26 protein-coding genes and 1 tRNA gene are annotated in these 25,073 nt (G+C 71.2%); 21 read left to right on the top strand and 6 right to left on the bottom strand.

The features are described 5' to 3' along the window. The first annotated feature begins 1 nt into the window (after position 1). The 7 genes from JNK30_RS11465 to JNK30_RS11435 all read left to right on the top strand — a co-directional run bounded on the left by JNK30_RS11465 (position 2) and on the right by JNK30_RS11435 (position 6,040). Positions 2-1,306, top strand: a complete 1,305-nt coding sequence (locus JNK30_RS11465) for a replication-associated recombination protein A (protein ID WP_293482373.1) — start codon at positions 2-4, stop codon at positions 1,304-1,306. A 69-nt stretch (positions 1,307-1,375) separates the two neighbouring features. Then, positions 1,376-1,810, top strand: coding sequence for a hypothetical protein (locus JNK30_RS11460; RefSeq protein ID WP_293482372.1), 435 nt, complete (start codon positions 1,376-1,378; stop codon positions 1,808-1,810). 9 nt (positions 1,811-1,819) lie between these two features. Then, entirely contained in the window at positions 1,820-2,551 is a 732-nt protein-coding gene (locus JNK30_RS11455; RefSeq protein ID WP_293482371.1) for an RluA family pseudouridine synthase, read from the top strand. 89 nt (positions 2,552-2,640) lie between these two features. Then, positions 2,641-3,129: a hypothetical protein gene (locus JNK30_RS11450; protein WP_293482370.1), complete on the top strand. Its 489-nt coding sequence runs from the start codon at positions 2,641-2,643 to the stop codon at positions 3,127-3,129. 60 nt (positions 3,130-3,189) lie between these two features. Then, on the top strand, positions 3,190-3,573 hold the full coding sequence (crcB, locus tag JNK30_RS11445) for a fluoride efflux transporter CrcB (protein ID WP_293482369.1): 384 nt from the start codon (positions 3,190-3,192) through the stop codon (positions 3,571-3,573). Beyond that, the gene (locus JNK30_RS11440; RefSeq protein WP_293482368.1) at positions 3,570-4,547 is read left to right on the top strand and encodes an RluA family pseudouridine synthase; all 978 of its coding nucleotides are present in this window, start codon (positions 3,570-3,572) and stop codon (positions 4,545-4,547) included. Before crcB ends, JNK30_RS11440 begins: the two co-directional genes overlap by 4 nt. Next, positions 4,544-6,040, top strand: a complete 1,497-nt coding sequence (locus tag JNK30_RS11435) for a putative 2OG-Fe(II) oxygenase (RefSeq protein WP_293482367.1) — start codon at positions 4,544-4,546, stop codon at positions 6,038-6,040. Before JNK30_RS11440 ends, JNK30_RS11435 begins: the two co-directional genes overlap by 4 nt. 97 nt (positions 6,041-6,137) lie before the next feature. Here JNK30_RS11435 and JNK30_RS11430 read toward each other — a convergent pair whose 3' ends face one another. Both JNK30_RS11430 and JNK30_RS11425 read right to left on the bottom strand, forming a co-directional pair. Continuing rightward, on the bottom strand, positions 6,138-7,322 hold the full coding sequence (locus JNK30_RS11430) for a DUF1501 domain-containing protein (protein ID WP_293482366.1): 1,185 nt from the start codon (positions 7,320-7,322) through the stop codon (positions 6,138-6,140). After that, on the bottom strand, positions 7,319-8,710 hold the full coding sequence (locus tag JNK30_RS11425; RefSeq protein WP_293482365.1) for a DUF1800 domain-containing protein: 1,392 nt from the start codon (positions 8,708-8,710) through the stop codon (positions 7,319-7,321). Before JNK30_RS11425 ends, JNK30_RS11430 begins: the two co-directional genes overlap by 4 nt. A 78-nt stretch (positions 8,711-8,788) precedes the next feature. Between JNK30_RS11425 and JNK30_RS11420 the strand changes: the two genes are divergently transcribed. The 3 genes from JNK30_RS11420 (at position 8,789) to JNK30_RS11410 (ending at position 12,316) form a co-directional block, all read left to right on the top strand. Further along, on the top strand, positions 8,789-9,529 hold the full coding sequence (locus JNK30_RS11420; protein WP_293482364.1) for an ATP12 family chaperone protein: 741 nt from the start codon (positions 8,789-8,791) through the stop codon (positions 9,527-9,529). A 125-nt stretch (positions 9,530-9,654) separates the two neighbouring features. Next, entirely contained in the window at positions 9,655-11,187 is a 1,533-nt protein-coding gene (locus JNK30_RS11415) for an acyl-CoA carboxylase subunit beta (RefSeq protein ID WP_293482363.1), read from the top strand. 88 nt (positions 11,188-11,275) lie between these two features. Then, positions 11,276-12,316, top strand: a complete 1,041-nt coding sequence (locus JNK30_RS11410; RefSeq protein WP_293482362.1) for a BON domain-containing protein — start codon at positions 11,276-11,278, stop codon at positions 12,314-12,316. 7 nt (positions 12,317-12,323) lie between these two features. Here the strand turns inward: JNK30_RS11410 and JNK30_RS11405 are convergent, their stop codons facing one another. Continuing rightward, positions 12,324-13,142 (bottom strand): hypothetical protein, encoded by an 819-nt coding sequence (locus JNK30_RS11405; RefSeq protein ID WP_293482361.1) that lies wholly within the window; start codon positions 13,140-13,142, stop codon positions 12,324-12,326. Between the two features lie 100 nt (positions 13,143-13,242). Here JNK30_RS11405 and JNK30_RS11400 point away from each other — a divergent pair, with 100 nt between their 5' ends. After that, entirely contained in the window at positions 13,243-13,731 is a 489-nt protein-coding gene (locus tag JNK30_RS11400) for a hypothetical protein (protein ID WP_293482360.1), read from the top strand. On the opposite strand, the gene msrB is transcribed toward JNK30_RS11400, so the two are convergent. Further along, positions 13,728-14,216, bottom strand: a complete 489-nt coding sequence (gene msrB, locus JNK30_RS11395) for a peptide-methionine (R)-S-oxide reductase MsrB (protein WP_293482359.1) — start codon at positions 14,214-14,216, stop codon at positions 13,728-13,730. The two genes, JNK30_RS11400 and msrB, sit on opposite strands and share 4 nt — an antisense overlap. Before the next feature lie 54 nt (positions 14,217-14,270). Between msrB and JNK30_RS11390 the strand changes: the two genes are divergently transcribed. Together JNK30_RS11390 and JNK30_RS11385 are read left to right on the top strand one after the other, a co-directional pair. Next, the gene (locus tag JNK30_RS11390) at positions 14,271-14,594 is read left to right on the top strand and encodes a heavy metal-binding domain-containing protein (RefSeq protein WP_293482358.1); all 324 of its coding nucleotides are present in this window, start codon (positions 14,271-14,273) and stop codon (positions 14,592-14,594) included. 24 nt (positions 14,595-14,618) lie between these two features. Continuing rightward, entirely contained in the window at positions 14,619-16,601 is a 1,983-nt protein-coding gene (locus tag JNK30_RS11385; protein WP_293482357.1) for an acetyl/propionyl/methylcrotonyl-CoA carboxylase subunit alpha, read from the top strand. Positions 16,602-16,610: 9 nt separating this feature from the next. Here JNK30_RS11385 and lipB read toward each other — a convergent pair whose 3' ends face one another. Further along, positions 16,611-17,363 (bottom strand): lipoyl(octanoyl) transferase LipB, encoded by a 753-nt coding sequence (gene lipB / locus JNK30_RS11380; protein WP_293482356.1) that lies wholly within the window; start codon positions 17,361-17,363, stop codon positions 16,611-16,613. A 66-nt stretch (positions 17,364-17,429) separates the two neighbouring features. Here lipB and JNK30_RS11375 point away from each other — a divergent pair, with 66 nt between their 5' ends. From JNK30_RS11375 to JNK30_RS11350, 7 genes are all read left to right on the top strand, one after another. Next, positions 17,430-17,684, top strand: a complete 255-nt coding sequence (locus tag JNK30_RS11375; protein ID WP_293482355.1) for a FliM/FliN family flagellar motor switch protein — start codon at positions 17,430-17,432, stop codon at positions 17,682-17,684. A gap of 58 nt (positions 17,685-17,742) precedes the next feature. Further along, positions 17,743-17,827 (top strand) — tRNA-Leu (locus tag JNK30_RS11370). A 108-nt stretch (positions 17,828-17,935) separates the two neighbouring features. Then, a complete protein-coding gene (locus JNK30_RS22980; RefSeq protein ID WP_367118744.1) occupies positions 17,936-18,208 on the top strand; it encodes a GIY-YIG nuclease family protein in 273 nt (90 codons plus the stop codon). Positions 18,209-18,310: 102 nt separating this feature from the next. Beyond that, positions 18,311-19,726 (top strand): magnesium transporter, encoded by a 1,416-nt coding sequence (gene mgtE, locus JNK30_RS11365; RefSeq protein WP_293482354.1) that lies wholly within the window; start codon positions 18,311-18,313, stop codon positions 19,724-19,726. A 70-nt stretch (positions 19,727-19,796) separates the two neighbouring features. Then, complete coding sequence (locus JNK30_RS11360) at positions 19,797-21,005, top strand: lysozyme (RefSeq protein WP_293482353.1); 1,209 nt, start codon at positions 19,797-19,799, stop codon at positions 21,003-21,005. A 36-nt stretch (positions 21,006-21,041) separates the two neighbouring features. Further along, positions 21,042-22,208, top strand: coding sequence for an isovaleryl-CoA dehydrogenase (locus JNK30_RS11355; protein ID WP_293482352.1), 1,167 nt, complete (start codon positions 21,042-21,044; stop codon positions 22,206-22,208). Continuing rightward, entirely contained in the window at positions 22,205-22,609 is a 405-nt protein-coding gene (locus tag JNK30_RS11350) for a DUF3574 domain-containing protein (protein ID WP_293482351.1), read from the top strand. The genes JNK30_RS11355 and JNK30_RS11350 overlap by 4 nt, the downstream gene beginning before the upstream one ends. Here JNK30_RS11350 and JNK30_RS11345 read toward each other — a convergent pair. Then, positions 22,599-23,405, bottom strand: a complete 807-nt coding sequence (locus JNK30_RS11345; RefSeq protein WP_293482350.1) for a helix-turn-helix transcriptional regulator — start codon at positions 23,403-23,405, stop codon at positions 22,599-22,601. The genes JNK30_RS11350 and JNK30_RS11345 overlap by 11 nt on opposite strands. Before the next feature lie 164 nt (positions 23,406-23,569). On the opposite strand from JNK30_RS11345, the gene JNK30_RS11340 reads away from it, so the two are divergent. Beyond that, the gene (locus tag JNK30_RS11340) at positions 23,570-24,859 is read left to right on the top strand and encodes a TonB family protein (protein ID WP_293482349.1); all 1,290 of its coding nucleotides are present in this window, start codon (positions 23,570-23,572) and stop codon (positions 24,857-24,859) included. Positions 24,860-25,073: the final 214 nt, after the last annotated feature.

Genomic DNA, 25,073 nt, shown 5'->3' with positions numbered 1-25,073 from the left:
GATGGCCGACCTCTTTGAAGCCGCGGGTCTGACGCCCTCGCAGCCGACGCCTTTGGCCGACCGGCTGCGGCCACAATCGCTGGACGAGGTGGTCGGGCAGGACCACCTCCTGGGGCCTGAGGGACCGATCGGCCGGATGGCGGCCGCGCGCCGTCTTTCGTCGATGATCCTCTGGGGCCCCCCGGGCACGGGCAAGACCACCATCGCACGCCTGCTGGCCAAGACGGCGGGCTACGAATTCCAGCAGCTCTCGGCGGTGTTCTCGGGCGTCGCCGATCTCAAGAAGGCGTTCGAGCAGGCGCGCACCCGCCGGCTTGCGGGACAGGCCACGCTGCTGTTCGTGGACGAGATCCACCGCTTCAACCGCGCCCAGCAGGACGGTTTCCTGCCGTTCGTGGAGGAGGGGATCGTCACGCTGGTGGGCGCGACGACCGAGAACCCGTCGTTCGAGCTGAACGGGGCGCTGCTGTCGCGGGCGCAGGTGTTCGTGCTCAAGCGTCTGGACGACGCAGCCCTCGACGGTCTGCTGGCCAAGGCCGAGCAGCACGAGGGGCGGACCCTGCCGCTCGCGCCGGACGCCCGGCAGGCGCTCATCAACATGGCCGATGGGGATGGTCGCTACCTGCTCACCCTGGCCGAGACGCTGCTCAACATCGCGTCCGCTAAGCCGCTGACGATCGCGGAGCTGGGACAGCAGCTCCAGAAGCGCAGCCCGGCTTACGACAAGGACCGGGAGGAGCACTACAACCTCATCTCCGCCCTCCATAAGTCGATCCGCGGGTCGGATCCCGACGCGGCGCTGTACTGGCTCGCCCGCATGCTGTCCGGGGGCGAGGACCCGCTCTTCCTCGCGCGGCGCCTGATCCGCGCGGCGGCCGAGGATATCGGCGAGGCCGATCCGATGAGCCTCGTCCTCGCCAACGCCGCCAAGGACACCTACGACTTCCTGGGCAGCCCCGAGGGCGAGATCGCGCTGGCCCAGCTGGTGGTGCACCTGGCCTGCGCGCCGAAGTCGAACGCGGTCTACACCGCCTACAGCGCCGCCATGAAGGCCGCGCGCGAGACCGGCTCGCTGATGCCGCCGGCGCACATCCGCAACGCGCCCACGCGCCTGATGCGCGACCTCGGCTACGGCAAGGGCTACGCCTACGACCACGACACCGCCGACGGCTTCTCGGGCCAGAACTACTTCCCGGACGGCATGGAACGCCGCGTGTTCTACAAGCCGCGCGGCGAGGGGAACGAGGCGCGGATCAGGGAGCGCCTGGAGCGCTGGGCCGCCCTGCGCCAGGCCAAGGGCGGATGAGTTTTTTTCGCGCGACAATGTTCGCCGACGGGCTCAGGCTGATCCGATAACGACCCTGGGGAGGGCGCGATGACGACAGCGGCTGAAACGACGGGCGCGAGGCCGGGCTGGCTCTTCTGGCTGGTGGTGGCCGTGGGCCTGTTCTGGAACGGCTTCGGCGCGGTGGACTACACCATGAGCCACGTCCAGGGAGAGGCCTGGTACCGAGCCATGGGCATGGACGACGCGATGATCGCGCACATGGCCTCGTACCCCACATGGATGCACGCGGTCTGGGCGATCGGGGTCTGGGGCTCGTTCCTCGGATCGGTGCTTCTGCTGCTGCGGTCGAGGTGGGCGTTCCACGCCTTCGCGGCCTCGACCGTCGGCGCACTGGGCAACTTCGCCTACATCCTGGCCAACCCCGGCCCGATGGACGCCGTCATGCCGCTGGTCATCATCGTGATCTGCGCGTTCTTCATCTGGTACGCGTGGACGATGACGAAGCGGGGCGTGCTCCGCTAGACGGAGGGCGTGAAGACCCCGAAGCCCGTCCAGCTTTCCCACGACGAGACCGCCTTCGTCCGCGGCCTCGTCCTCTACGAGGACGCCGAGATCCTCGCGCTGGCCAAGCCCGCGGGGCTGTCCAGCCAGGGCGGGCGCGGCCAGGTCCACACGCTGGACGAGCTCCTCTGGGCCTTCGCGAAGCCCGGCAAGGCGCGGCCGCGGCTGATCCACAGGCTCGACCGCGACACGTCGGGCGTCATCCTGACGGCGAAGACCAAGCCGGCGGCCGGCTTCCTCGGCAAGGCGCTGATGGCGCGGGCGTTCTCCAAGACCTACCTCGCGCTGGTCACGCCCGGGCCCCCCGAGCCGCGCGGCGGGCGCATCACCCTGCCGCTGCGCCGGGTGGAGGAGGGCCGCGAGGCCTACATGCGGGTCTGCGCGCCCGACCATCCGGACGCCGAGGCTGCGGCGTCCCGCTATCGCACGCTGAAGGCGGCCGAGGGCGCAGCGCTGCTGGAGCTCGAACCTGAGACGGGCCGTATGCACCAGCTGCGCGTCCATCTCGCGGCCGTCGGACGGCCGATCGCCGGCGACCCGCGGTACGGCGGCGCGCTGGTGGTGGGGGGACAGCCGGTCCCGCGCCTGATGCTGCACGCCGCGGCGCTGACGTTCCCGCACCCGGCCGGCGGCCGCAAGCGGATCGAGGCGCCCATGCCCCCGGACATGGCGGGGCTGCTCACCCAGCTCCACCTCGCCTGACGCGGCCCCTCAGGAACGCGGCGGCCAAGCCGCTCGTTCTGCCGTATAAGTCTCGGAAGGGACGCGCATTTTCGTCGGACGCCTGAACCATGAAGCGCCTGCTGCTGATCACGCTCGCCGCCTCGGCCCTTGCCGCCTGCGCGACGGCGCCCACCCTCTACCAGCCCGCATCGGGGCGAGAGGGCGTGGGCTACTCCGAGTACCGGATCGAGCCCGGGCGATACCGCATCACCTTCCACGGCGGCGCCGGCGCGCCGCCCGCACAGGTCACCGACTACGCGCTGCTGCGGGCCGCCGACCTGGCGCTCGCGGAGGGCTACGACTGGTTCCGCATTTCGGACCGCTTCATGGAAGGCCGCCCGGACAGGGGCCCGCGCGTGAGCTTCGGCGTGGGCGGGGCCAGCTTCGGCCGCCGCTCGGGGGTCGGCGTGGGCGTGAGCACCGGCGGCGTCAGCCTGGGCGGCGGTCCGTCGGTGGCGACGACCATCGAGGTGGTCATGGGCCGGGGCGAGCGGCCGCGCGGCGCGGACGTCTACGACGCGCGGGCCGTGCGCGCGAACATCGGGCCCCGCGCCTGATCGCGGCGGCGCGACGTCGGCGCAGTGGCAAAGCACCGCTCGCCGTCGCATAAGCGCGCTATGCAGAATCTCCTCCTCGTGGCGGTCGGCGGCGCGGCGGGCGCGAGCCTTCGCTACCTGCTGGGGGTCCAGGCCCACCGGAGCCTGGGCGGCGGATGGCCCTGGGGCACGCTGGGCGCGAACGTGATCGGCGGCTTTCTCATGGGCGCGCTCGCCGGCTGGCTCGCCTGGCGTGGCGGGGCCGACCAGGAACGCTGGCGGCTGCTGCTGGGGGTGGGCGTGCTGGGCGGCTTCACGACCTTTTCGGCCTATTCGCTGGAGGTCGTGCTGATGCTCGAGCGGCGGGCCTGGGGCGCGGCGCTGGCCTACAGCCTGGGCTCGGTGGTCCTCTCGGTCGCGGCGCTCTTCGCCGGCCTCCTCCTCGTGCGGCGCGTGCTGGCATGAGGGAGGTCCGCACGCTCTATGTCGACAAGGGCGAGGAGGGCGTGCGCCTGGACCGCTGGTTCAAGCGCCGCTGGCCGCACCTCAACCACATCCAGATCCAGAAGCTGACGCGGTCGGGCCAGATCCGCGTCGACGGCGCGCGCGCCAAGCCCGACACCCGCCTCTCGGCCGGAAGCCAGGTGCGCGTGCCGCCGCTGCCCGACGCGCCACGGCCCGAGGAGAAGGGCAAGCTTCCGCCCCGGGACGTGGCCTACGCCAAGAGCCTGGTGATCTACGAGGACGAGGAGGTCCTGGCGCTGAACAAGCCCTCGGGCCTCGCCGTGCAGGGCGGCACCAAGACCAGCAAGCATGTCGACCGCCTGCTGTCGGCCTGGGGCGAGGGCCTGGAGCGGCCGCGGCTGGTTCATCGGCTGGATCGCGACACCTCGGGCGTGCTGGTGCTGGGCAAGACGCCGGCGGCGGCGGCGCGGCTGGCGGGCGCCTTCGCCAAGCGCCGCGCGCAGAAGGTCTATTGGGCCATCGTCGCGGGCTTCCCGAAGCCGGGCGAGGGGGTCCTGGAACTCCCCCTGGCCAAGCAGGGTGTCGGCGATCGCGAGATGATGGTCCCCACCGACCCCAAGGACCCGCGGGCCGAGACCGCCGAGACCGAGTTCGTGACCGTGGCGCGCGCCGGCCCGCGCGCGGCGTGGATGGCGCTATGGCCGCATACCGGGCGCACGCACCAGCTGCGCGCTCACATGCTGGCGATGGGCCATCCGATCCTGGGCGATCCCAAGTACAACACCGAAGCCAGCCGCGAGCTGTCGGCCGGCCTGAAGCTGCAGCTGCACGCGCGCCGCCTCGTCCTGCCGCACCCGTCGCGGGGCGCGCTTGTGCTCGAGGCGCCGATCAGCCCCGAGCTGGCGGCCGGCTTCGAACGCTTCGGCTTCGACGAGCACGAGGCCGATCCCGAACCCTTCAAGAGGCGACGTTGAGCAGCGATCCCCTGGACCAGGCCAAGGCCCACCTCGACGCCGGCCGCCTCGACGAGGCGCTGGCGATCAGCACGCCGCTCGCCGACGCTCGGGACGCGCCGCACCGGGCGCTGGCCATGCAGTCCACCGCCCTGAAAGGCCTGGGCCGCCGCGAGGACGCGCTCGCCTACGACCTGCGCGCGGTGGCGCGGTATGGCGCGAGCGGCGTCGCCTGGCACAACCTGGCCGCCACCCTGGGTGACCTCGGCCGCGGCGCCGAAGCCGTTCGGGCGATGAACGAGGCCTTCCTGCGCGGCGTCGACGGCGCGCTCTCCTGGGGCGTCATGGCGCGGGCCATGTGCGCGGCCGGCGATCTGGACGGCGCCGAGCGCGCCTACCAGGAGGCGTTGAAGCGCGCCCCGGGCCGCGTCGAGGCCGCGGCCGAGTACGCCGACGTGATCTGGATGCGCCGAGGCGATCTGGCCGCGGCCCAGGCGGTCCTGGACCGCGCCGCGCACGCGGGCGGGGACCCGGCGCCGCTGCTGCTGACCAAGGCCAAGTTCTACGAGGCGGCCGGCGAGCCCGACAAGGCCGCGGACCTGCTGGCGCTGGCCGCCGAACGCCTGCCGGACGACCCCGCCATCCAGATGGCCGCGGGGCAGGCGGCCCTGGAGCGCGGCCGGCTCGACGAAGCCGAGCGGCTCGCGCTCAAGGCCGAGCGGATGTACCCCGACGCGCCCGGCGTGCTGAACCAGGTGGCGATCGTGTGCCTGGCGCTGGGCAAGCCCGACGTGGCCCTGGCGAAGGCGCGGAAGGGGCTCGAGCTCGCGCCGGACAACCAGTCCCTGTGGGGCTGGGCGGCGACGGCGGCGCGGGCGGTCGGCGATCCGCTCTACCGCGAGCTCTACGACTACGACGCCATGGTGCGGCCCTACGACATCGAAACCCCCGAGGGCTGGCCGACCCTGGAGGCCTACCTCAAGGACCTCGCTGCGGCGCTCGACCGGATCCACCTCTACGAACAGCACCCGTCGTCGCAGTCGCTGCGTCACGGGAGCCAGACCCTGTTCCGGCTGACGGGCTCGGACGATCCCGCGATCCAGGCCTTTTTCCGCGCCATCGACGCGCCGATCCGCCGCCATATCGCGCACCTGGGCGAGGGCGCGGACCCGCTGCGCCGCCGCCATGCCGCGGGCTACCGCATCGAAGGCGCCTGGTCCGTCCGGCTCAAGCCGGGCGGCTTCCACAAGGACCACTTCCACCCCGAGGGCTGGCTGTCGTCGGCCTTCTACGTGGAGACGCCCGACAGCGCGCTCGACAGCGCCGAGAAGCAGGGCTGGATCCGCTTCGGCCAGCCGCCGTTCGCCACCGACCCGCCGCTTCCCGCCGAGCACTACGTGCGGCCGAAGCCCGGGCGGCTGGTGCTCTTCCCCTCGTACATGTGGCACGGCACCGTGCCGTTCACGACCGACGAGCGGCGCATGACGATCGCGTTCGACGTCGTCCCCGCCTAGGGTTCGTGATGGGATCCCGGCTTTCGCCGGAATGACCGGGCGTTGAGTACGGAATCCAGGGCCGATCGGAAGGCCGGCCCGCGTTTCGCAGCGCGGCCTAGACGAGGCCGGTCAGCGGCTTCACCGGCGCGCTGTCCGGGAAGACCAGGGTGTCGAGCGTGCGGCGGTCCAGTCCCAGGTGCTCGGCCAGCAGGCCCTTCTCCAAGCTTCGCAGGTCGAGCGCCGGATAGACGTCCCGATCCTCGAACAGGGCCTGGCGGCGCAGCGTGGGCCAGTCCCCGATGACCCCGCCCGGCTTGAGGGCGCCGCCGAGGACGAGCGCCGTCGAGGCGGTGCCGTGGTCGGTGCCGCCCGTGCCGTTCGCCCGCGCCGTCCGCCCGAACTCGGTGACGGCCAGGACCACCGTGTCGCCCCACGCCGGTCCGAGGCCGGCATGCAGTCCGTCGACGAGGGCGTCCAGCGCCGCGAGCCGCGGGGCGATCGCGGCGGCCTGGTTCGCGTGCGTGTCGAAGCCGTCCAGCGAGACCGCCGCGATCTGCGGCCCCTCGGGCGCGGTCAGGAAGCCCGCCAGCGCCTCTCCAAGGCCGCGCGCGACCTCGCGCCCCTGGGCGGGTCCGGCGCGCGGTCCGGCCATGCCGCGCGCGCCGGCGCCCGTCTCCCGCGCCAGCGTCTCGGTGGCCAGGCCGCGCGCGAGGGCCGGTCCCAGCAGGGGATCCTCCCGGTACAGCTCCTGCAGCAGGGACGGCAGGCGGGCGGCGGCGTCGATGGTGCGCCCGGGCGACCAGGAGCCGGCCGGCGCGGGGCCGCGCAGGATGAGCGGCGCGGTCGCCCCTACGGACAGGGCCTCCACCTTGCCCTGCCGCGCCAGGGCGCCGACCGCGCGGTTCAGCCAGCCGCTGGGAGCGGCATAGACCCCGCCGGCGCCGGTCTCCAGCACGTCCTGCGCCTCGAAGTGCGAGCGCGCGCGGTCGGGCGTGGCGGCCGCCGGTGCGATCCGCGCCTGACCGGCCCTGGCGAGCGCGTGGATGGCGGTGAGCTGCGGGTGGAGCGCGAAGGTGGAATCGAGCCGCAACGCATCGTCGCCCAGCGCGAGGGCGCCCCGCAGCGGCCGATAGTCGGGATCTCCCAGGGGCGCGGCCACCGAGAGGCCGTCCATGCCGCCTCGGCAGACGATCACGACGAACCGGCGTCGCGCGGGGAGGGCGGCGTGCGCGGCGCGGGCCAGGAAGGGCAGGGCGAGGCCGGCGCCGAGGGCGCGGCGGCTGATCGGCAGCGGGCTCATCGGCGCTGGAACTCCGGGGTCATGAGGAGGAGGGCCACGGCTTCGGCGCGGCTCTCCGCGCGCCGGATGGCGGCGGCGCTCGCCGGCGTCAGCCGGGCGCCCAGCGCCGCTTCGGCCAGGGACGCCGGCTCGGCCACGCGCGGACCTGCGGCGGCACCCAGGGCCTGGGCGACCTGCATGCGCTTCACCAGGGCGTCCGAAGCCGCCCAGGGCGCCGCATCGTCCGGCCAACCCTTCGGCGAGGGCGCGCCGAACGGGCGCTGGCCCAGGGTGTTCAGCGCCTGGCTCACCTGGGGCCCGCGGGGCGCGCCGCCCAGGGCGCGATAGCTGGAGACGACGAACTCGTACGGCGTCTTGAACTTGGAGGGCCGCGCGTCCCAGGCCTCGGGTGCGTCGACGAGGGCCTCGGCCACCCGGGCCAGGTCGCCGCCCGACGCCAGCCAGGCCGCCTCCAGGCGCGCCGTGAGCGCGGGCGGCGGATCGTCGGCGACGAAATGGCGCGCGATCTTGCGGCAGACGAAGCGGGCGGTCTGCGGGTGCGACGCGAGATCGGCCAGGATCGCCGTCGCCTGCGCCTCGCCGCTGTCCGGATAGTGTCGGCCCATGACCGTGCGCCCGCCCGGCTCATGCGCCGGCGCACGGAACACCACCGGGTCGGCCGTGGCGGGCTCGTCGGGCCGGGCGAGGCTGAGACCGGTCAGGGCGCGGGCGAACTCGGTCACGTCGGCCTGGGTATAGCCGCCATCGATCCCGACGGTGTGCAGCTCCAGGATCTCCCGCGCGAGGTTCTCGTTGAGGCCGGCCGGCCGTCCGGCGCCGGCGCGGTTCCGCACCCGCGCGGCGCGGCTGTTCGGGCCGACGGACTGCGCCTGGTCCAGGTAGAGCAGCATCGCGGGATGGGTTTCCGCGGCGGCCAGCAGGTCGGCGAAGCGGCCGAAGACGCGCGGCCGGATCGCCTCGTTCTCGTAGGGTCCCACCAGCGTCGCGACCTGGATCCGCACGGCCGACACGGTGAAGTGGTTCGCCCAGAACAGCGCCCAGCGCTCGCGGAAGCCGGCTGGGCTCTGCAGCGCCAGCCGGATCCGGTTCTGGACGTCCCCGACGGCGTTCTCGCGCACGAAGCGGCGCACAGCCTCGGCCGGGTCGGCGCCGCCGCCGTCCGCCGACTCGGCCATGACGCGCGCGCGGCGGTACGCGCGGAACTCGGCGAGGCGCACGGCCGACGTCTCGCCGCCGGTGTCGAACGTCTCGGCGCCGCTCGGGCGGATCTGCGCCTTGAGCCAGCCGCGCGGATCCGGGCGCGCCGCCGCGATCTCGCCCGGCTGTGCGCCCAGGCCGAAGCGCGTGACCGCGATGGCGGCGTCCAGTTCACGTGGGTTCGCGGCCAAGCGCGTCCTCCCTTGCGACGGATGCATTTTGCGCCCAATTGCACGCCCGCGTCGGCGTGTTCCGTCGGGAGAGGTGTGATGGATCTGCGCAAGGGCTTCCACGAGCCCGCCGAGAAGCCCAGGCGGTTCTACAAGACGGTCGCGGTCACGGAGGCCGAGGGCGGCTTCGGCGTGCTCCTCGACGGCCGCAACCTCCGTACGCCCAAGGCGGTGCGGATGGTGCTGCCCACACGGGCCGCGGCCGAGCAGATCGCCCAGGAGTGGGCGGCCCAGACCGACGTCATCGAGATGGCCACGATGCACGCCACGCGGCTGGCGAACACCGCCATCGAGACCGTCGGGGCGACGCGCGAGGCGGTGGCCGACCAGATCGTCCAGTACGCGGGCTCGGATCTCCTCTGCTACTTCGCCGAGTCTCCGCGCGAGCTGGTCAGCCGGCAGGAGACCGCCTGGGGCCCGCTGCTGGCCCGCGCGGAAGCGGAAGCCGGGCTGGTGTTCGAGCGCTGCGAAGGCATCCAGCACCGCACGCAGCCGCCTGAGACGCTGGCGCGCGTGCGCGAGATCGCGCTGGAGCTCGACGACTTCGCGCTGGCGGGCCTGGCGTTCGGAACCGCCCTGTTCGGGTCGGCCGTGCTGGCCGTGGGCGTGCTCCGTGGCTGGACCAGCGGCGAGGCCGCCTTCGAGCTCTCACGCCTCGACGAGTCCTTCCAGGAGGAGAAGTGGGGGATCGACGCCGAGGCGGCCGAGCGGACCGCGCGCCTGACCGGAGAGGCGGCCATGCTCGAGCTCTGGTTCCGCGCGCTGGCGACGGTGGACTGATATCGACACAGCGGGGGGCAGGGCGGTGGCCCGCCTCCGGTCTCCGCGAGGCTCCCGCGGGGTGAACTTGCGCGCCTTCGCACGCGCGACTACGCCTGCGCCTTGGTGCAGGAGAAGACGGTCCCGTGAAGCACATCCTCGAGGAACTTGAGAAGCGTCGCGACGAGGCCCGCATGGGCGGCGGCGAGAAGCGGATCGCCAACCAGCACGCCAAGGGCAAGCTGACCGCCCGCGAGCGCATCGACCTGCTGCTCGACGAGGGTTCGTTCGAGGAGTTCGACATGTTCGTCGAGCACCGCGTGTCCGAGTTCGGCATGGACAAGCAGCGGATCCCCGGCGACGGCGTCGTCACCGGCTGGGGCCGCATCAACGGCCGCGTCGTGTTCGTCTTCTCCAAGGATTTCACGGTCTTCGGCGGTTCTCTTTCGAGCGCTCACGCCGAGAAGATCCTGAAGGTTCAGCGCCAGGCGATGAAGGTCGGCGCGCCGGTCATCGGCCTGTTCGATGCCGGCGGAGCGCGCATCCAGGAGGGCGTCGCCAGCCTCGCGGGCTATGCCGACATCTTCCTCGAGAACACCCTGGCCTCGGGCGTCATTCCGCAGATCAGCGTCATCATGGGCCCCTGCGCCGGCGGCGACGTCTACTCCCCGGCGATCACCGACTTCATCTTCATGGTGAAGGACACCTCCTACATGTACGTGACCGGCCCCGACGTGGTGAAGACGGTCACCCACGAGGAGGTCAGCCACGAGGAACTGGGCGGCTACCGGGTCCACGCGCTGAAGTCCGGCGTCGCCGACGGCGCCTTCGAGAACGATCTCGAGGCGCTGACCCAGGTCCGCCGGCTGGTGGACTTCCTGCCGCTCTCCAACCGCGAGAAGCCGCCGGTGCGTCAGAGCTACGACGCGCCCGATCGGGTCGAGATGAGCCTCGACACCCTGGTGCCGGCCAATCCGAACAAGCCGTACGACATGAAGGAGCTGATCCAGAAGGTCGTGGACGAGGCCGACTTCTTCGAGATCAGCCCGGACTTCGCCAAGAACATCGTGGTCGGCTTCGCGCGGATCGACGGGCAGCCCGTGGGCATCGTCGCCAACCAGCCGCAGACCCTGGCGGGCGTGCTCGACATCGACTCCAGCCGCAAGGGCGCCCGCTTCGTGCGCTTCTGCGACTGCTTCGAGATCCCGATCATCACGTTCGTCGACGTTCCGGGCTTCATGCCGGGCACGCGGCAGGAACAGGGCGGCCTGATCCGCCACGGCGCCAAGCTGCTGTTCGCCTTCGCCGAGGCCACGGTGCCGAAGATCACGGTCATCACACGCAAGGCCTACGGCGGCGCCTACGACGTCATGAGCTCCAAGCACATCCGCGGGGACGTGAACTACGCCTGGCCCTCCGCCGAGATCGCGGTCATGGGCGCCAAGGGCGCGGTGGAGATCATCTTCCGCCAGGAGATCGGCGACCCCGACGCGATCGCCGCCCGGACCGCCGAGTACCAGGCCCGCTTCGCCAACCCCTTCGTCGCCGCCTCACGCGGCTACATCGACGACGTGATCATGCCGCATTCGACCCGGCGCAGGATCGTCAACGCGCTGCGGAACCTCAAGGGCAAGGCGCTCTCGAATCCCTGGAAGAAGCACGACAACATTCCGCTCTAGCTTCCGGAACATCCGCTCTCCGTACCGTGTTCTGCCGAGTGAGGCGGGCGCAAGCCCCGCCGCTTGCAGGAACCCAAGGAGAACGAGCATGCCCGGACGTTGGAGCGAAGATTGGCGGGACCGGGGCTATCGCAGCGGACGCGACGATCGCGACGAGGACGAGCGCTACGGGTCGCGCGACGAGGGCCGCTCGTGGGGCCGTGAGGACCGGGTCTTCGGCGAAGACGACACCGGCGCCGGCTACAACCGCCCGCGCGGGGAGAGGTCCTACAGCCGCGCCGAACTCGAGCGCGGGAGCGACTGGCAGGATCGCGACTACGGCGGCGTCTCGCCCGCCATGCGCCGCGGCGAGTACGATACGGGCTACCGCGCCGCGCCGCGCGGGGCGCGCGCGTTCGGCCGCGACGAGGGCTTCGGCGGGACTTCCCGCGGGCGCTACGACCAGGACTACGACGCCATGCGCCGCGATATCGACGAGCGCCGCCGCCGCACCTTCTCCGGCGGGACCGGGGGCTACGACTACGAGCGCGGCTACGGCGACGGCGGGCGCGAGCGTCACCTGTCCGGCTATGGGTCGGGCGCGTACGACGACCGCGACACAGGCCGCGGGCGCGAGGGCGGCCGCGACTTCGAGGACCACGCGCGCGACGCCGGCGACTTCCTTCGCCGCACGGGCGAGAAGGTGAAGTCCTGGTTCAGCGACATGGGCCGGGACGACGACGACGGCCGCTTCGCCGCGAGCCGCGGCGCCCGGGGCCTCGGCCCGAAGGGCTACAAGCGCTCGGACGAGCGGATCAGCGAGGAGGTCCACCAGCGGCTGACCGACGACAGCTGGCTGGACGCCTCGAACATCAACGTCTCGGTGTCCGGCGGCGAGGTGACCCTCTCCGGTACGGTCGACAGCCGGGAGGCCAAGCATCGCGCCGAGCGGGTCGTCGAGGACCTGTCCGGGGTGAACCATGTGCAGAACAACCTGCGCATCCAGACGGGCGGCTACTTCACCAGCGCCGGTCGGGGCTTCGGCGACAGCGTGCAGGAAGACCGCATGCGGCGCGACGACGGCTCGACCGGCGGGAACGGCTTCAGCGACGACAGCGCCGCGACCCGGACCACGACCCGGCGCACCTGACTCCGGCTCAGAGCCCCGGCGAGGGCGGGGGGAGACCTGGCCTCGCGGCCACCTCCCCGCCGCCCGCGAAGGCGCCGCAGCGGTTCCAGTTGAAGCTCTGGACCCCGAAGACCTCGATGCAGCGCGGGATCGCCTCGCGGCCGATGCGGCCCTGGGCGACCAGCCACACGCACTGGGCGGTGGAGCCGATCAGGTAGCTGGCGACCGGGCTTGCTCCGTCGCGGCGGTTCGGGATCACCCGCTGCCGCTCGTTCGTGTCGGTGAAGGCGTTCGTCAGCCCGACCGGCGTCAGCGAGATGGTGTGCGCGTACTCGTGGGCGGCCACGTTGATGGCGCACGAACGGCGCACGACATCGGGCGAGGCGAACTGGGCGAGGACCTCGCGCGTGATGATCACGTCGGCGTGGCGGCCGGACGTGTAGCCCGCCTCCCCAGCCATGCCGAGGTGCGGCCCGCCGCCGTCCACCAGCGCCGCCTGCGCCGGCGCGTAGCGCGCGCCGGACGTCCTGAGCGCGACGATGTCCGCGATCGCGCGCGGGTTCACGGCCTGGGCCGAGTCGCGCGCGTAGACGGCGGGGTAGCGCTCCGAAAGGCCGGCCATCGCGTCGGAGAAGGCGTCCGAACGGAGCACCTGGTAGCCTTCGGCCAGGAGGCGGCCGGCCATCTCGCGCTCCGCGTCGGTCTTTGCGCCGTGCAGGGATGAGAAGGGGCCTGCCTGCGCGTCCTCCTTCAGGTTGCCCCAGGCGACCCACCCCAGCATCGCGGCCGCGGCCGCGGCGGCCCACAGCCCCGATCGCCAGACGCCGTGGCGCTGTTCGTCATCCATCCGCGGACCCTGCTGCAGATCTTCGACAAAGATCAATGCCGACGGGCCGCGGGGCCCGCACGCTTCCCTGGGGCGCGACGGCCTCGCTCGGGAGGCCGCAGTGCTCGGCAACCTCGCTCATGAGCTGACCACGGCCACGGTCCTCGTCTCGGCGACGGTGGTGATTCACCTGATCGGGCTGGATGTGCTGATGCGGCTCACCGGACTGCACCTGCGCCGCTTCATGAGCGCCTGGCACGGGATCGACCGGCTGCTGGTTCCGCTGGGGATCGTGATCGGCCTGTTCACGCTCCACGGCCTCGAAATCTGGCTGTACGCCTTCGCCTACTGGACGGTCGGCCTGCTGCCCAGCCTGGAGGCGGCGCTCTACTATTCCACCAGCGCCTATTCGACCGTGGGCGAGGCCGGCGCGATGCTGCCGAAGGCGTGGCGGATCGTCGGCGTCCTCGAGGCCATCAACGGCATGCTCCTGATCGGCTGGTCGACGGCCTTCCTGTTCCAGGTCCTCAGCCACCTCCAGCACGACGAGGAGCACCCCCTCCCAAAGGGCGCCATCGCGCGACGCGGCCGGCGCGGCGCGAAAACCTAGACCGGCTGCAGGTGCTCGTTGTCGCCGCGGCCGAGCGGGTCGGGCAGGGGGGCGCCGTTCGGGACGAAGGCCAGGCTCACCGAGTTGATGCAGTAGCGCAGGCGCGTCGGCGGCGGGCCGTCGGGGAAGACGTGCCCCTGGTGCGAGTCGCAACGCGCGCAGCGGGTCTCGATGCGGACCATGCCCCAGGAGGTGTCGCGGACGCCCTTCACGTGCGCCTCGTCGATCGGCGCCCAGAACGAGGGCCAGCCGGTGCCGCTCTCGAACTTGGTCTTGTGCCGGAACAGCGGCAGCCCGCAGAGGCGGCAGCAGTAGACGCCGTCGTCCTTCTGGTCGAGCAGTCCGCCGCAGAAGGGCGCTTCGGTCCCGTGGTGCAGCAGCACCTCGGCCTCCTCCCGGGTCAGCGACCCCTCCAGGCGCTTGCGTTCCTCAGGGTCAGGCGGCGAGAGAGAGAACCCCGAGGGGGAGATGGCTGGCGTGCTCATGCCCGCCAATCTAGGGTCGCGGCCTTCCAGGCGAAAGACGGGAGACGATACCGAATGATCATCGCCACCACGCCCGAGGTGCCTGAAGGCAAGGTCACGCGCACCCTCGGCGTCGTGACGGGCGAGGCCATCATCGGCGCGCATATCTTCCGCGACTTCTTTGCCGGCGTGACGAACATCATCGGCGGCCGCGCGGGCGGCTACGAGAAGGCGCTGCGCGAGGCCCGCGACATCGCCCTGCAGGAAATGGAGCTCGAGGCGCGCGCGCTGGGCGCCGACGCCGTCGTGGGCGTCGACCTCGACTACGAAAATCTCGGCGTTCAGAACGGCATGCTGATGGTCACCGCTTCCGGCACCGCCGTGAAGCTGGGCGCGTAAGAGAACAGAGCGCTAAGGAACGGAATGTTTTCGAAGATCCTGATTGCGAACCGGGGCGAGATCGCCGTCCGGATCATCAAGACGGCCCGCAGGATGGGCATCAAGACAGTGGTGGTCTACTCCGAGGCCGACGCCGACTCGATGGCGGTGGAGATGGCCGACGAGGCCGTGTTCATCGGCGGCGCGCCGGCGTCCGAGAGCTATCTCGTGGCCGACAAGATCGTCGACGCGGTCCGCCAGACCGGCGCGCAGGCGGTGCATCCCGGCTTCGGCTTCCTGTCCGAGAACGCGGGCTTCGCGCGCCGCCTGGCCGCCGAGGGCATCGTGTTCATCGGGCCCAATCCCAAGGCCATCGAGGCCATGGGCGACAAGATCGAGTCCAAGAAGTTCGCCGCCCGGGCGGGCGTCTCGACCGTCCCCGGCCATGTGGGCGAGATCGACGACACGGCCCACGCCATCAAGATCTCCGAGGAGATCGGCTACCCCGTGATGATCAAGGCGTCGGCCGGCGGGGGCGGGAAGGGGATCCGCGTCGCCTGGAACCGCAGGGACGTGGAAGAGGGCTTCCCGGCCGTGCGCGCCGAGGCCAAGGCCAGCTTCGGCGACGACCGCATCTTCATCGAGAAGTTCATCGAGAGCCCGCGCCACGTCGAGATCCAGGTGCTGGGCGACAAGCACGGCAATGTCGTCCACCTGTTCGAGCGCGAGTGCTCCATCCAGCGCCGCAACCAGAAGGTCGTCGAGGAGGCGCCGAGCCCGCTGCTGGACGAGGCGACCCGCAAGGCCATGGGCGACCAGGCCGTCGCGCTGGCGAAGGCGGTCGGCTACGACAGCGCGGGCACGGTGGAGTTCGTCGCCGGCCAGGACCGCAGCTTCTTCTTCCTGGAGATGAACACCCGTCTGCAGGTGGAGCACCCGGTCACCGAGCTGATCACCGGCGTCGATCTCGTGGAGCAGATGATTCGCGTCGCGGCCGGCGAGGCGCTGCCGTTCGCCCAGGGCGACCTCAAGATCAACGGCTGGGCCATGGAGAGCCGGATCTACGCCGAGGATCCCTACCGCGGCTTCCTTCCGTCGATCGGCCGCCTGGTGCGCTATTCGCCGCCGCCCGAGGGCGACATGCCGGGCGGCACGATCACCCGCAACGACGCCGGCGTCCGCGAAGGCGACGAGATCTCGATGTTCTACGACCCGATGATCTCGAAGCTCTCGACCTGGGGCCCCACGCGTGACGCCGCGATCGACGCCATGGGCCGGGCGCTGGAGGACTTCCACATCGAGGGCCTGGGTCAGAACATCCCGTTCCTGGCCGCCGTGATGGACCAGGACCGGTTCCGGTCGGGCAAGCTCTCCACCAATTACATCAAGGACGAGTTCCCCGATGGCTTCCAGGGCCTGCCGCCCACGGATGCGCAGCGCGACCTGATCGAGGCCGTGGCGATCTACATGCAGACGCTGCAGGCCCATCGCGTCGCCCGGTTCGGGGACGAGCCCCGGGAAGATTGGGTCGTCGTCGCAGGCGCGCACCGTCGTCGGGTTTCGGCCATGATGACGCCTGACGGGCTCGTCGTGCGCAACGGCGGACCGGAGTTGAAGCTTTCAAGGGTCGGCTGGCGTCCCGGTCAGGCCCAGTTCCGCGGAAGCCTGAACGGCTCTGACTTCACCGTGACCGTGAAGCCGGCGGCCGAGGGCTTCGTCATCCGCCATCGCGCGACCACCCTGCACGTGCTGGTTCTGTCGCCCCGCTCGGCCGAGCTCCACGAGAAGCTGCCGCCGAAGAAGGCCGCGGACACGTCCAAGATGGTGCTTTCGCCGATGCCGGGCCTGGTGGTCTCGATCGACGTGGCCCAGGGCCAGGAGGTCAAGACCGGCGAGGTCGTGGCCGTACTCGAGGCCATGAAGATGCAGAATATCCTGCGGGCCGAGCGCGACGGGGTGGTCAAGGCCGTCAGCGTGAAGGCCGGCGACAGCGTCGCGGCCGACGAGGTGCTGGTCGAGTTCGCCTGAACCCGCGCGTCAGGCCGGCGCCGGCGCGTCCTCGACCGGCCCGAAGACCTGGGTGAAGCTCGCCCGCAAGGCCGCGTCGGCCTCGTCCATCGTCACCGGCAGGCCCAGGTCGACCAGGCTGGTGACCCCGTGCTCGGTGACGCCGCAGGGCACGATGCCGCCGAAGTGCGTCAGGTCGGGCTCCACGTTGAGCGAGATCCCGTGGAAGCTCACCCAGCGGCGCAGCTTCACGCCGATGGCGGCTATCTTGTCCTCCCGCGGCGGCATGCCCGGCGACCGGCGCTCCACCCACACCCCGACGCGACCCTCGCGCACGTCCGCCGCCACGTTGAAGGTCTCGAGCGCGCGGATCACCCACGCCTCGAGGGCCGCCACGAACGCGCGCACGTCGCGGCGCCGGCGCGACAGGTCCAGCATCACATAGGCCACGCGCTGCCCGGGCCCGTGGTAGGTGAACTGACCGCCGCGGCCGCTCTGGAACACCGGGAAGCGGTCGGGTTCGAGCAGATCGCCCGGCTTGGCCGAGACGCCGGCCGTGTAGAGCGGAGGATGCTCGAGGAGCCAGACGAGCTCGCCCGCGCGTCCTTCGGCGATGGCGGCGGCCCGGGCCTCCATGGCCGCCACGGCCTGCGGGTAGGGCACGGGGACCTTCGAGACCGCCCAGCCCGCGGCCGCGCCATCGGTGCGGCCGAACAGCGCGCCTCCTGCCGGAGGGTCGGCTGGGCCGCTTTCGGGCGCGGGGCTTAACGGCTGATCAAGCATGTCGGCCCAAATGTGGTCTCCGGGCGTGCTCGACGCAAAGCCCGCGTGTCAGCCAGGGTCCCCATCGTGAGTCAGGTCAAGGCCGTCAACGTCGAAATCCAGGTCGTGCTCGGGCGCGCCACGCTGCCGATGGCGCAGTTGCTGCGCATGGGCCGGGGCGCGGTCATCCCGCTTGACGCGAACGTCAACGACGAGGTCTGGATCCTGGCCAACAACCATCCCGTGGCCCGCGGCGAGATCCAGATCAACGACGAGCGCATCGCCATCTCGGTGACCCGGGAGGCCAACGTCTACGACTACATGGCCGGCGGCGCCAGCTAGGCGCCTCAGCCCCTTGAGTATGCGGGCGGGGTTTGCTACCTGCCGCGCCTCACCACGAGCGGTCGTGGCGGAATTGGTAGACGCGCAGCGTTGAGGTCGCTGTGGGGCAACCCGTGGAAGTTCGAGTCTTCTCGACCGCACCATCCTGCTTCGCCCTGACGGGCTTCGCAGGACAAGTCCCCGCTCCTGGGGCGAAGCAGGATGCCCTGCGAAGCCTTGGCGTAGCAGGGCTGTTCGCCTAGGGGGGCAAGCTGCACTACGTCTACCTCATGGCAGGCGTGCATGATCCGAAGCGGCGCTACGTCGGGCTCACGTCTGATCTGCGGACGAGGTTGGCCGACCACAACGCCGGAAAGTCGCCGCACACAGCGAAGTATCGGCCGTGGCGGCTGGTAGCGTACATAGCCTTCTCGGACCGGGCGCAGGCGGCCGCGTTCGAGGCGTACCTGAAATCAGGCTCCGGCCATGCATTCGCGCGCAAACGCCTTTGGTCCATGGCGCCTGCGGCGGATGTGACACAATGAGGAACCTCGCCGGCCCCCGTGGTCCCCTCGACCGGGCCGGTGAATCAGCGCCTTAACCGAAAGACGAGCACAGCCGTCCAACATCGCGTCAGGGAGGTCCGCATGAGCCGCGAAACGGACGACCTCGCTGAAGCCGTGGACCTGGACGAGGACCTCGAAGACCTCGCGCTCGAGGACGACTACGCGCTCAATCCCGAGTTCGTCTCGGACGTGGCCGACGCTCTGGAGCGGGGCGACGCCGAGCGGCTGCGCGAGCTGCTGGCGGCGCTGCATCCGGCCGACGTGGCCGACCTCATGGGCTTCCTTTCGGCGGGCGATCGCGAGGAGCTGATCCCGCACCTCGATCCCGAGACGCTGGCCGAGATCCTCTCCGAGCTGGACACCGAGATCCGCGAAGAGGTGCTGGAGCACGTCCCGTCGGCGACCCTCGCCAAGGCCATCGGCGAGATGGAGTCCGACGACGCCGCCGACGTCGTCGACGACCTGGAGGCGGACAAGCGCGCCGAGGTCATGGCCGCCATCCCCGAGGTCGAACGGGCGGCCATCGAGACCACCCTGGCCTACGAGGACGAGACCGCCGGCCGCCTCATGCAGCGCGAGGTGGTGGCCGCGCCGCAGTTCTGGACGGTGGGCCAGGCTATCGACCACTTCCGCAAGGAATCCGAGGACCTGCCGGAGCTGTTCTTCGACGTCTATGTGGTCGATCCCGCCTACAAGCCGGTGGGCGCGGTTCCGGTGAGCCAGCTCCTGCGCGTGCCCAGGGCCACGCCGCTCGCCCAGATCATGGAGCCGGTGAACGAGATCACCGCCGACCTGGACCAGGAAGAGGTCGCCTACATCTTCGACAAGTACCACCTGATCTCGGCGCCCGTCGTGGACGCGGCCGGCCGGCTGGTGGGCCAGATCACCGTCGACGACATCGTCAGCGTCGTCCAGGAGGAGGGCGAGGAGGACATCCTGGCCCTGGCGGGCGTGAGCGACGCCGGCCGGGACGCCGACGTGGTGGGCATCGTCCGCTCCCGCATCCCCTGGCTGATGATCAACACGGTCACGGCGGCGCTGGCGGCCAGCGTGATCGGCGCCTTCCAGGCCGAGATCGAGAAGCTGGTGATCCTCGCGGTGCTCTATCCGATCGTGGCCTCGCTGGGCGGCAACGCCGGCACCCAGACCCTGGCCGTCGCGGTGCGCGCCCTGGCCAGCCGCGAGATCTCGACCTTCAACGCGCGCCGCACCGTGATCCGCGAGCTGGTGGTGGGCCTGATCAACGGGCTGGCGCTGGCGCTGGTCACGGGGATCGTCCTCTTCGCGCTTCAGCAGGACGTCCGGCTTTCGGCGGTCTTCGGCCTGGCGATGGTGATCAATGTGACGTTCGCCGCCCTGGCGGGGGCCGTGGTGCCGCTGGTGCTGGAGCGGATCGGGCGCGATCCGGCTGTTTCTTCCTCGATTTTCGTGACTTTCGTCACCGACTTCACGGGATTCTTCGCGTTCCTGGGACTCGCTGCGCTAATCCTGCTGTAAGTGGCGTCAGGCTTGCCCCGGGGCTTCCCGGGCGCCTGCCGCCTGTGCCGATTTGGGACGACAGCAGTTCATGCTCTCGCGCCACCGCGTCTCCCGGGCGGCCATCGAACTGATCAAGCGGTTCGAGGGCTACCGCCGGACTGCCGCCCAGTTGCCTGACGGCCGCTGGACGATCGGCTATGGCCACACCCTGACCGCCCGCGAAGGCGCCGAGGTCTGCGAGTCCGACGCCGAGGCGCTGCTGGTCTACGACCTGATCGCCGTCCAGCACGCGGTGAACGAGGGGCTGCTGGCGCCCGTCAGCCAGAACCAGTTCGACGCCCTCTGCAGCTTCACGTTCAACATCGGGATCGACAACTTCCGCCGCAGCCAGGTGCTTAAGCGCCTGAACGCCGGCGCGGCCGTGCAGGCCGCCTGCGCCATGGAGCTGTGGCGCAAGGCCGATTTCGAGGGCGAGCGGATCGTCATCGACGCGCTGGTCCGTCGCCGGGCCGCGGAGAAGGCCCTGTTCCTGACCCCGCCGGGCGACGCCTGGACCCCGGCGCCGTCGCCGCTGCTGCGTCCGGTGATCGACCTGGACGCCCTCGACCTGGTGCCGCTTCGCCGGCCCGTGGCGGTGGAGACCTCGTTCCACGGCGATCGCGTGACCGCCCGCCGCGACGACCTGCCCGACGACGACGCCCCGCCGGAAGCTGTCCCGACGCCGGCGGCCGCCGCCGTGACCGCCGCCGCCGAGGCGGTGACCCATCGCCTGGAGACCATCTTCCCGGATCCGGGCGAGGAGCCGGCGGCCTTCGAGGACGTCGAGCCTGCGCCCGCTGCCGAGGCCGAGGCGCCGCCGACCGAAGCGCCGCCGCCGGCGCCGGACGCCGTGGAGGCCGACATGCCTCCGGCCCTTGGCGAGCCGGCGGCCGAAGCCGCGGAAACTGCGCCCGCCGACGCCGAGCTCGAGATTCCCAGGGCGCCCGCGCCCGCCGACGAGCCCGCCGCCGAGGCGTCGGACGAAGCCCAGCCGTCGATGTTCATCCCGGCGCGTCCGCGCCCGGCCCCGCGACGCAAGGAGCCGTCCATCGTCCGGGACCTGGTGCTGTCGCTCCTGGGCCTGGTCTTCTTCGGCTTCGGGATGTTCTGGGGGCTGACGGCGCGGCCCGCGCCCGCCGGCGTGATGATGACGCCCCTGGCCGTCGCCTGGGCCGCCGGCGTGGCGGGCGTCGGCTTCGTCGCCGTGGCCGTCTACCGGCTCCTGGCGCGGCTCGGGCGCGAGGCCGAGCGCGACTGAGTTCGCGGCGGCGGCGGCGTGTGCTAACCCGCGCCCATGATCCCGAACCACGGACCCGCGCTCGAATTCGGCCTCGGCGAATCCGCCGACATGATCCGCGAGACCACCGCCCGCTTCGCCGCCGACCGGATCGCCCCGCTGGCGGCCGAGATCGACGCCACCAACGCCTTCCCGCGCGAGCTCTGGCCGCAGATGGGCGAGCTCGGGCTCCACGGCGTCACCGTCGAAGAGGAGTACGGCGGCCTAGGCCTCGGCTATCTCGAGCACGTGGTGGCGATGGAGGAGGTCTCGCGGGCGTCCGCCTCGGTGGGCCTCAGCTACGGCGCCCACTCGAACCTCTGCGTGAACCAGATCCGCCGCTGGGGGACGCCCGAGCAGAAGCGGCGCTACCTGCCCAGGCTGATCAGCGGCGAGCACGTCGGATCGCTCGCGATGAGCGAGGCGGGGTCCGGGTCCGACGTGGTCTCCATGCGGCTGCGCGCCGACCGGCGGGGCGACCGCTACGTCCTGAACGGCACGAAGTTCTGGATCACCAACGCCCCGCACGCCGACACCCTGGTGGTCTACGCCAAGACCGATCCTGACGGCGCCTCGCGCGGCATCACGGCCTTCCTGATCGAGAAGGGCTTCAAGGGTTTCAGCGTCAGCCAGAAGCTGGACAAGATGGGCATGCGCGGGTCCGACACCGCCGAGCTCGTGTTCGAGGACTGCGAGGTGCCCGAGGAGAACGTCATGGGCCCCGTCGGCGGCGGCGCCGGCGTGCTGATGAGCGGCCTGGACTACGAGCGCGCGGTGCTGGCGGCCGGGCCGCTGGGGATCATGCAGGCCTGCCTCGACGTGGTGCTTCCGTACGTCCGCGAGCGCAAGCAGTTCGGCAAGCCGATCGGCAGCTTCCAGCTCATGCAGGGCAAGATCGCCGACATGTACGTGGCCCTGAATTCGTCGCGCGCCTACGTCTACGCGGTGGCCAGGGCGTGCGACGCCGGGCTGACGACCCGGTTCGACGCCGCGGGCGCGATCCTGATGGCCAGCGAGAACGCCGTGAAGGTGGCGCTGGAGGCGATCCAGGCGCTGGGCGGCTCGGGCTACACCCGGGAGTACCCGGTCGAACGCCTCCTGCGCGACGCCAAGCTCTACGACATCGGGGCGGGCACCAACGAGATCCGCCGCTTCCTGATCGGGCGGGAGCTGGTCGGGGGATGAGGCGGGCGGGGGCCATCGCCGCCGTCGCGGGGCTCGTCGTCGTCGGGTGCCAGTCGGCGCCCAAGCCGCTCTGCCCGCCGGGCCAGGCCGAGCTGCGCACCGCCCGGCTGTTCCTCTCGGCCACGCCGCCGGCGCGCCTGAACGAGGCGGAGCTGACCCGGTTCATCGAGCAGGAGGTCGCCCCCCGTTTCCCGGACGGCGTCACGGTGGTCGACGGCGGCGGCCAGTGGAAGGGCGACGAGAACCGCCTGATCCGGGAGGCCGCGAAGGTGGTCCTGATCGTCCTGCCCGCCAAGGGCGACGCAGCCGCCCAGATCCAGGCCGTGCAGGGCGCCTACCGCGCCCGCTTCCGCCAGGACTCGGTGGTCGCGCTGGCTCCGCCCACCTGCGTCACGCCGTAGCGGCGGTCGCCGCCTGCGCCTGGCGCAGGATCTCGGCGGAAGCGGCGTCGGCGGGGAAGAACGTCTCCAGCGTCAGCTCCGACAGCGTGATGTCCACCGGCGTGCCGAACACCGTCGTCGTGCCGAAGAGGGAGAGCAGCTGATCTCCGACCATCAGCTGCAGCGGCACCACCACGTCGCCGTAATCCTCGCGGCGGCGGTCGGAGGCCGGCGGCGTCGGGTAGCTGCGTAGTTCCTGCACCAGGGCGATGAGCCCCGGATCCGCCGTCAGCTCCACCTGGCGGCCGAGGCGCTCGAGGATGTGGGTGTGCCATTCCTCGAGGTTGACGATCCGCGGCGCGAGGCCCTTGGGGTGCAGCGAGAGGCGGATCACGTTGATCGGCGGTTGCAGCAACTCGGGGTCGATCCCCTGCATCAGCAGCGACAGGGCCGCGTTGGCCGCCACCAGGTTCCAGCGCAGGTCCACCGCCAGGGCCGGGTAGGGCTCGTGCGCCTTCAGGATCACGTCGACCGCGCGGCGGGCCGCCGCAAGGTCGGGATCGTCGAGGCCCCGCTCCGGAAAGACCGGCGCGAAACCCGCAGCCACCAGGATCACATTGCGCTCGCGAAGCGGGATCTCGAGCTGTTCCGCCAGGTGCAGGACCATCTCGCGGCTGGGCTGGGCGCGCCCCGTCTCCAGGAACGACAGGTGGCGCGTGGAGATCTCGGCTTCCAGCGCGAGGTCCATCTGGCTCATCCGCCGACGCATCCGCCACTCGCGCAGATGGTCGCCGACGGGCTTGTGGGGCGTGATCATGGGCCGAGCTTAGCCGCCCACGGAAGCGCGTCCATGACGTCGGAGGTAATGGTCGCGCTGCTGATTACCGGCGGTTGTCGGTGACCTGAACGCGCGGCATGCTGGAGCAGAGGGGGTGGCCAATGACTCGAGGCTCGTGGCGTCGACGCCATCATTCGGCCGGCATGGCGGTCGGACTTGCTGCTTTTGTCGCGATCTTCGTTCAACCGGGCCACGGCCTGGCTGCTGACCGCAAGCCCTGGTCAGAAGCCAATTGGGTCTCGCGGCCATCGAAGGACGAGGAGGACGCCGCGTTCAAGACGGTTGCGACCGATGGATTGCGGCGGGCGGTCATCAAGTGCGCGGTAGCCGACGACGGCGCACTTCTGGACTGCAAGGTCGAGCGCGAAACGCCGGCCAACAGTGGCGTCGGCGCCGCCGCGCTGTCGCTCGCGTCGAAGTACAGGCGCGTTCCGCCCGGTGCGAAGGGCGCGCGCGAGGTTCGCGTGGTCATGGGGACCAGCGACTTCGACAAGGCGCCTGACTGGCTCCGCCGGCCGACGCCGGACCAACTGCTCGCCGTCTTCCCGACGGAGGCCTACAGGCGCGGGCAGAGTGGCAAGGCCGCCATCAGTTGCGTGATCTCCGTCCAGGGAACCCTGACGGACTGCGTGACCGTAGAGGAGAGCCCTGTTGGCGCGGGGTTCGGTGGAGCGGCCATCGCGCTCACACCGCAGTTTCTCATGCGTCCGGCGATGCGCGCCGGCAAGCCGGTTCCCTCCGGCGTCAATATACCCATCCACTTCATCACAGGCGGCCCCGGCGAGACCTTTGGAACCAAGCGCGTCATCGATGCCGCCATCGCTTGGACCCAGGCTCCGTCATACGAAGAGGTTGCGGCGGCCTACCCTGCGAAGGCCCGTGCGGAACGGAAGGGCGGTCGCGCGACCGTCGGATGCGACATGACCGACGAAGGCCGCCTCGCGCGTTGCAACGTGCTGACCTCCGAGCCGAGGGGCTACGGTTTCGACATCGCCGCGAAGTCTCTGGCCAAGTCCTTCATGATGGAGGTGCGTAGCGACGCGGACCGCAAGGCGGCGCGCGGCCTGGAGTTCCACGTCCCGATCGTCTTCGATCCGGGCATGCTCGACCCGGCGACCCGGGTCGTCGGGAAGCCGAGCTGGGCGGCCCTGCCCAAGGGCGATCAACTGATGGAAGCCTTCAAGGACGTGGAGACCACCGGCTCTTCCCGCGCCACGCTGAGTTGCGCCGTTGGGAGCGGCGGCGTCCTTACGGATTGCAGTGTCCTCCAGGAAACTCCGGCCGGCGCTGGTGTGGGCGCGGCGGCCCTCAAGCTCGTTCCCATGTTCCGGATGACCACATGGACCGCAGAGGGGCTGCCTGTGGTCGGTGGCCGCGTGAACATCCCTATCCGCTACGAACCCGCCGGAAAGACTGCCGATAAGGGATCATGAGGCTGAGACGCCTCGCCGGCCGCCCCCGCCAAATAGCGAAAGGCCGCCCCATGGCTGGGGCGGCCTTTCCATCGTCGGACCGCTCAGCGGTTCGCGACCGCTAGCCGAAGCTAGGCGCGGACCCCGTTCACGGAGGTCCAGCTCACGGTCACCGCAGCGCGGCTTTCACTATGAGACACTGGGTCACCTCCTTTCAGTTGTTGAACACCTTCCG

It is taken from the genome of Phenylobacterium sp., assembly GCF_016793225.1.
Classification (GTDB): Bacteria; Pseudomonadota; Alphaproteobacteria; order Caulobacterales; family Caulobacteraceae; genus Phenylobacterium.
This window is presented reverse-complemented; position numbering and strand designations above follow the sequence as displayed.

Coding starts and splice junctions, on each gene's coding strand:
- JNK30_RS11465 (WP_293482373.1), top strand. CDS start 2: ATGGCCGACCTCTTTGAAGCCGCGGGTCTGACGCCCTCGCAGCCGACG.
- JNK30_RS11460 (WP_293482372.1), top strand. CDS start 1,376: ATGACGACAGCGGCTGAAACGACGGGCGCGAGGCCGGGCTGGCTCTTC.
- JNK30_RS11450 (WP_293482370.1), top strand. CDS start 2,641: ATGAAGCGCCTGCTGCTGATCACGCTCGCCGCCTCGGCCCTTGCCGCC.
- crcB (WP_293482369.1), top strand. CDS start 3,190: ATGCAGAATCTCCTCCTCGTGGCGGTCGGCGGCGCGGCGGGCGCGAGC.
- JNK30_RS11440 (WP_293482368.1), top strand. CDS start 3,570: ATGAGGGAGGTCCGCACGCTCTATGTCGACAAGGGCGAGGAGGGCGTG.
- JNK30_RS11430 (WP_293482366.1), bottom strand. CDS start 7,322: ATGAGCCCGCTGCCGATCAGCCGCCGCGCCCTCGGCGCCGGCCTCGCC.
- JNK30_RS11420 (WP_293482364.1), top strand. CDS start 8,789: ATGGATCTGCGCAAGGGCTTCCACGAGCCCGCCGAGAAGCCCAGGCGG.
- JNK30_RS11410 (WP_293482362.1), top strand. CDS start 11,276: ATGCCCGGACGTTGGAGCGAAGATTGGCGGGACCGGGGCTATCGCAGC.
- JNK30_RS11405 (WP_293482361.1), bottom strand. CDS start 13,142: ATGGATGACGAACAGCGCCACGGCGTCTGGCGATCGGGGCTGTGGGCC.
- msrB (WP_293482359.1), bottom strand. CDS start 14,216: ATGAGCACGCCAGCCATCTCCCCCTCGGGGTTCTCTCTCTCGCCGCCT.
- JNK30_RS11390 (WP_293482358.1), top strand. CDS start 14,271: ATGATCATCGCCACCACGCCCGAGGTGCCTGAAGGCAAGGTCACGCGC.
- JNK30_RS11385 (WP_293482357.1), top strand. CDS start 14,619: ATGTTTTCGAAGATCCTGATTGCGAACCGGGGCGAGATCGCCGTCCGG.
- lipB (WP_293482356.1), bottom strand. CDS start 17,363: ATGCTTGATCAGCCGTTAAGCCCCGCGCCCGAAAGCGGCCCAGCCGAC.
- mgtE (WP_293482354.1), top strand. CDS start 18,311: ATGAGCCGCGAAACGGACGACCTCGCTGAAGCCGTGGACCTGGACGAG.
- JNK30_RS11360 (WP_293482353.1), top strand. CDS start 19,797: ATGCTCTCGCGCCACCGCGTCTCCCGGGCGGCCATCGAACTGATCAAG.
- JNK30_RS11355 (WP_293482352.1), top strand. CDS start 21,042: ATGATCCCGAACCACGGACCCGCGCTCGAATTCGGCCTCGGCGAATCC.
- JNK30_RS11350 (WP_293482351.1), top strand. CDS start 22,205: ATGAGGCGGGCGGGGGCCATCGCCGCCGTCGCGGGGCTCGTCGTCGTC.
- JNK30_RS11345 (WP_293482350.1), bottom strand. CDS start 23,405: ATGATCACGCCCCACAAGCCCGTCGGCGACCATCTGCGCGAGTGGCGG.
- JNK30_RS11340 (WP_293482349.1), top strand. CDS start 23,570: ATGGCGGTCGGACTTGCTGCTTTTGTCGCGATCTTCGTTCAACCGGGC.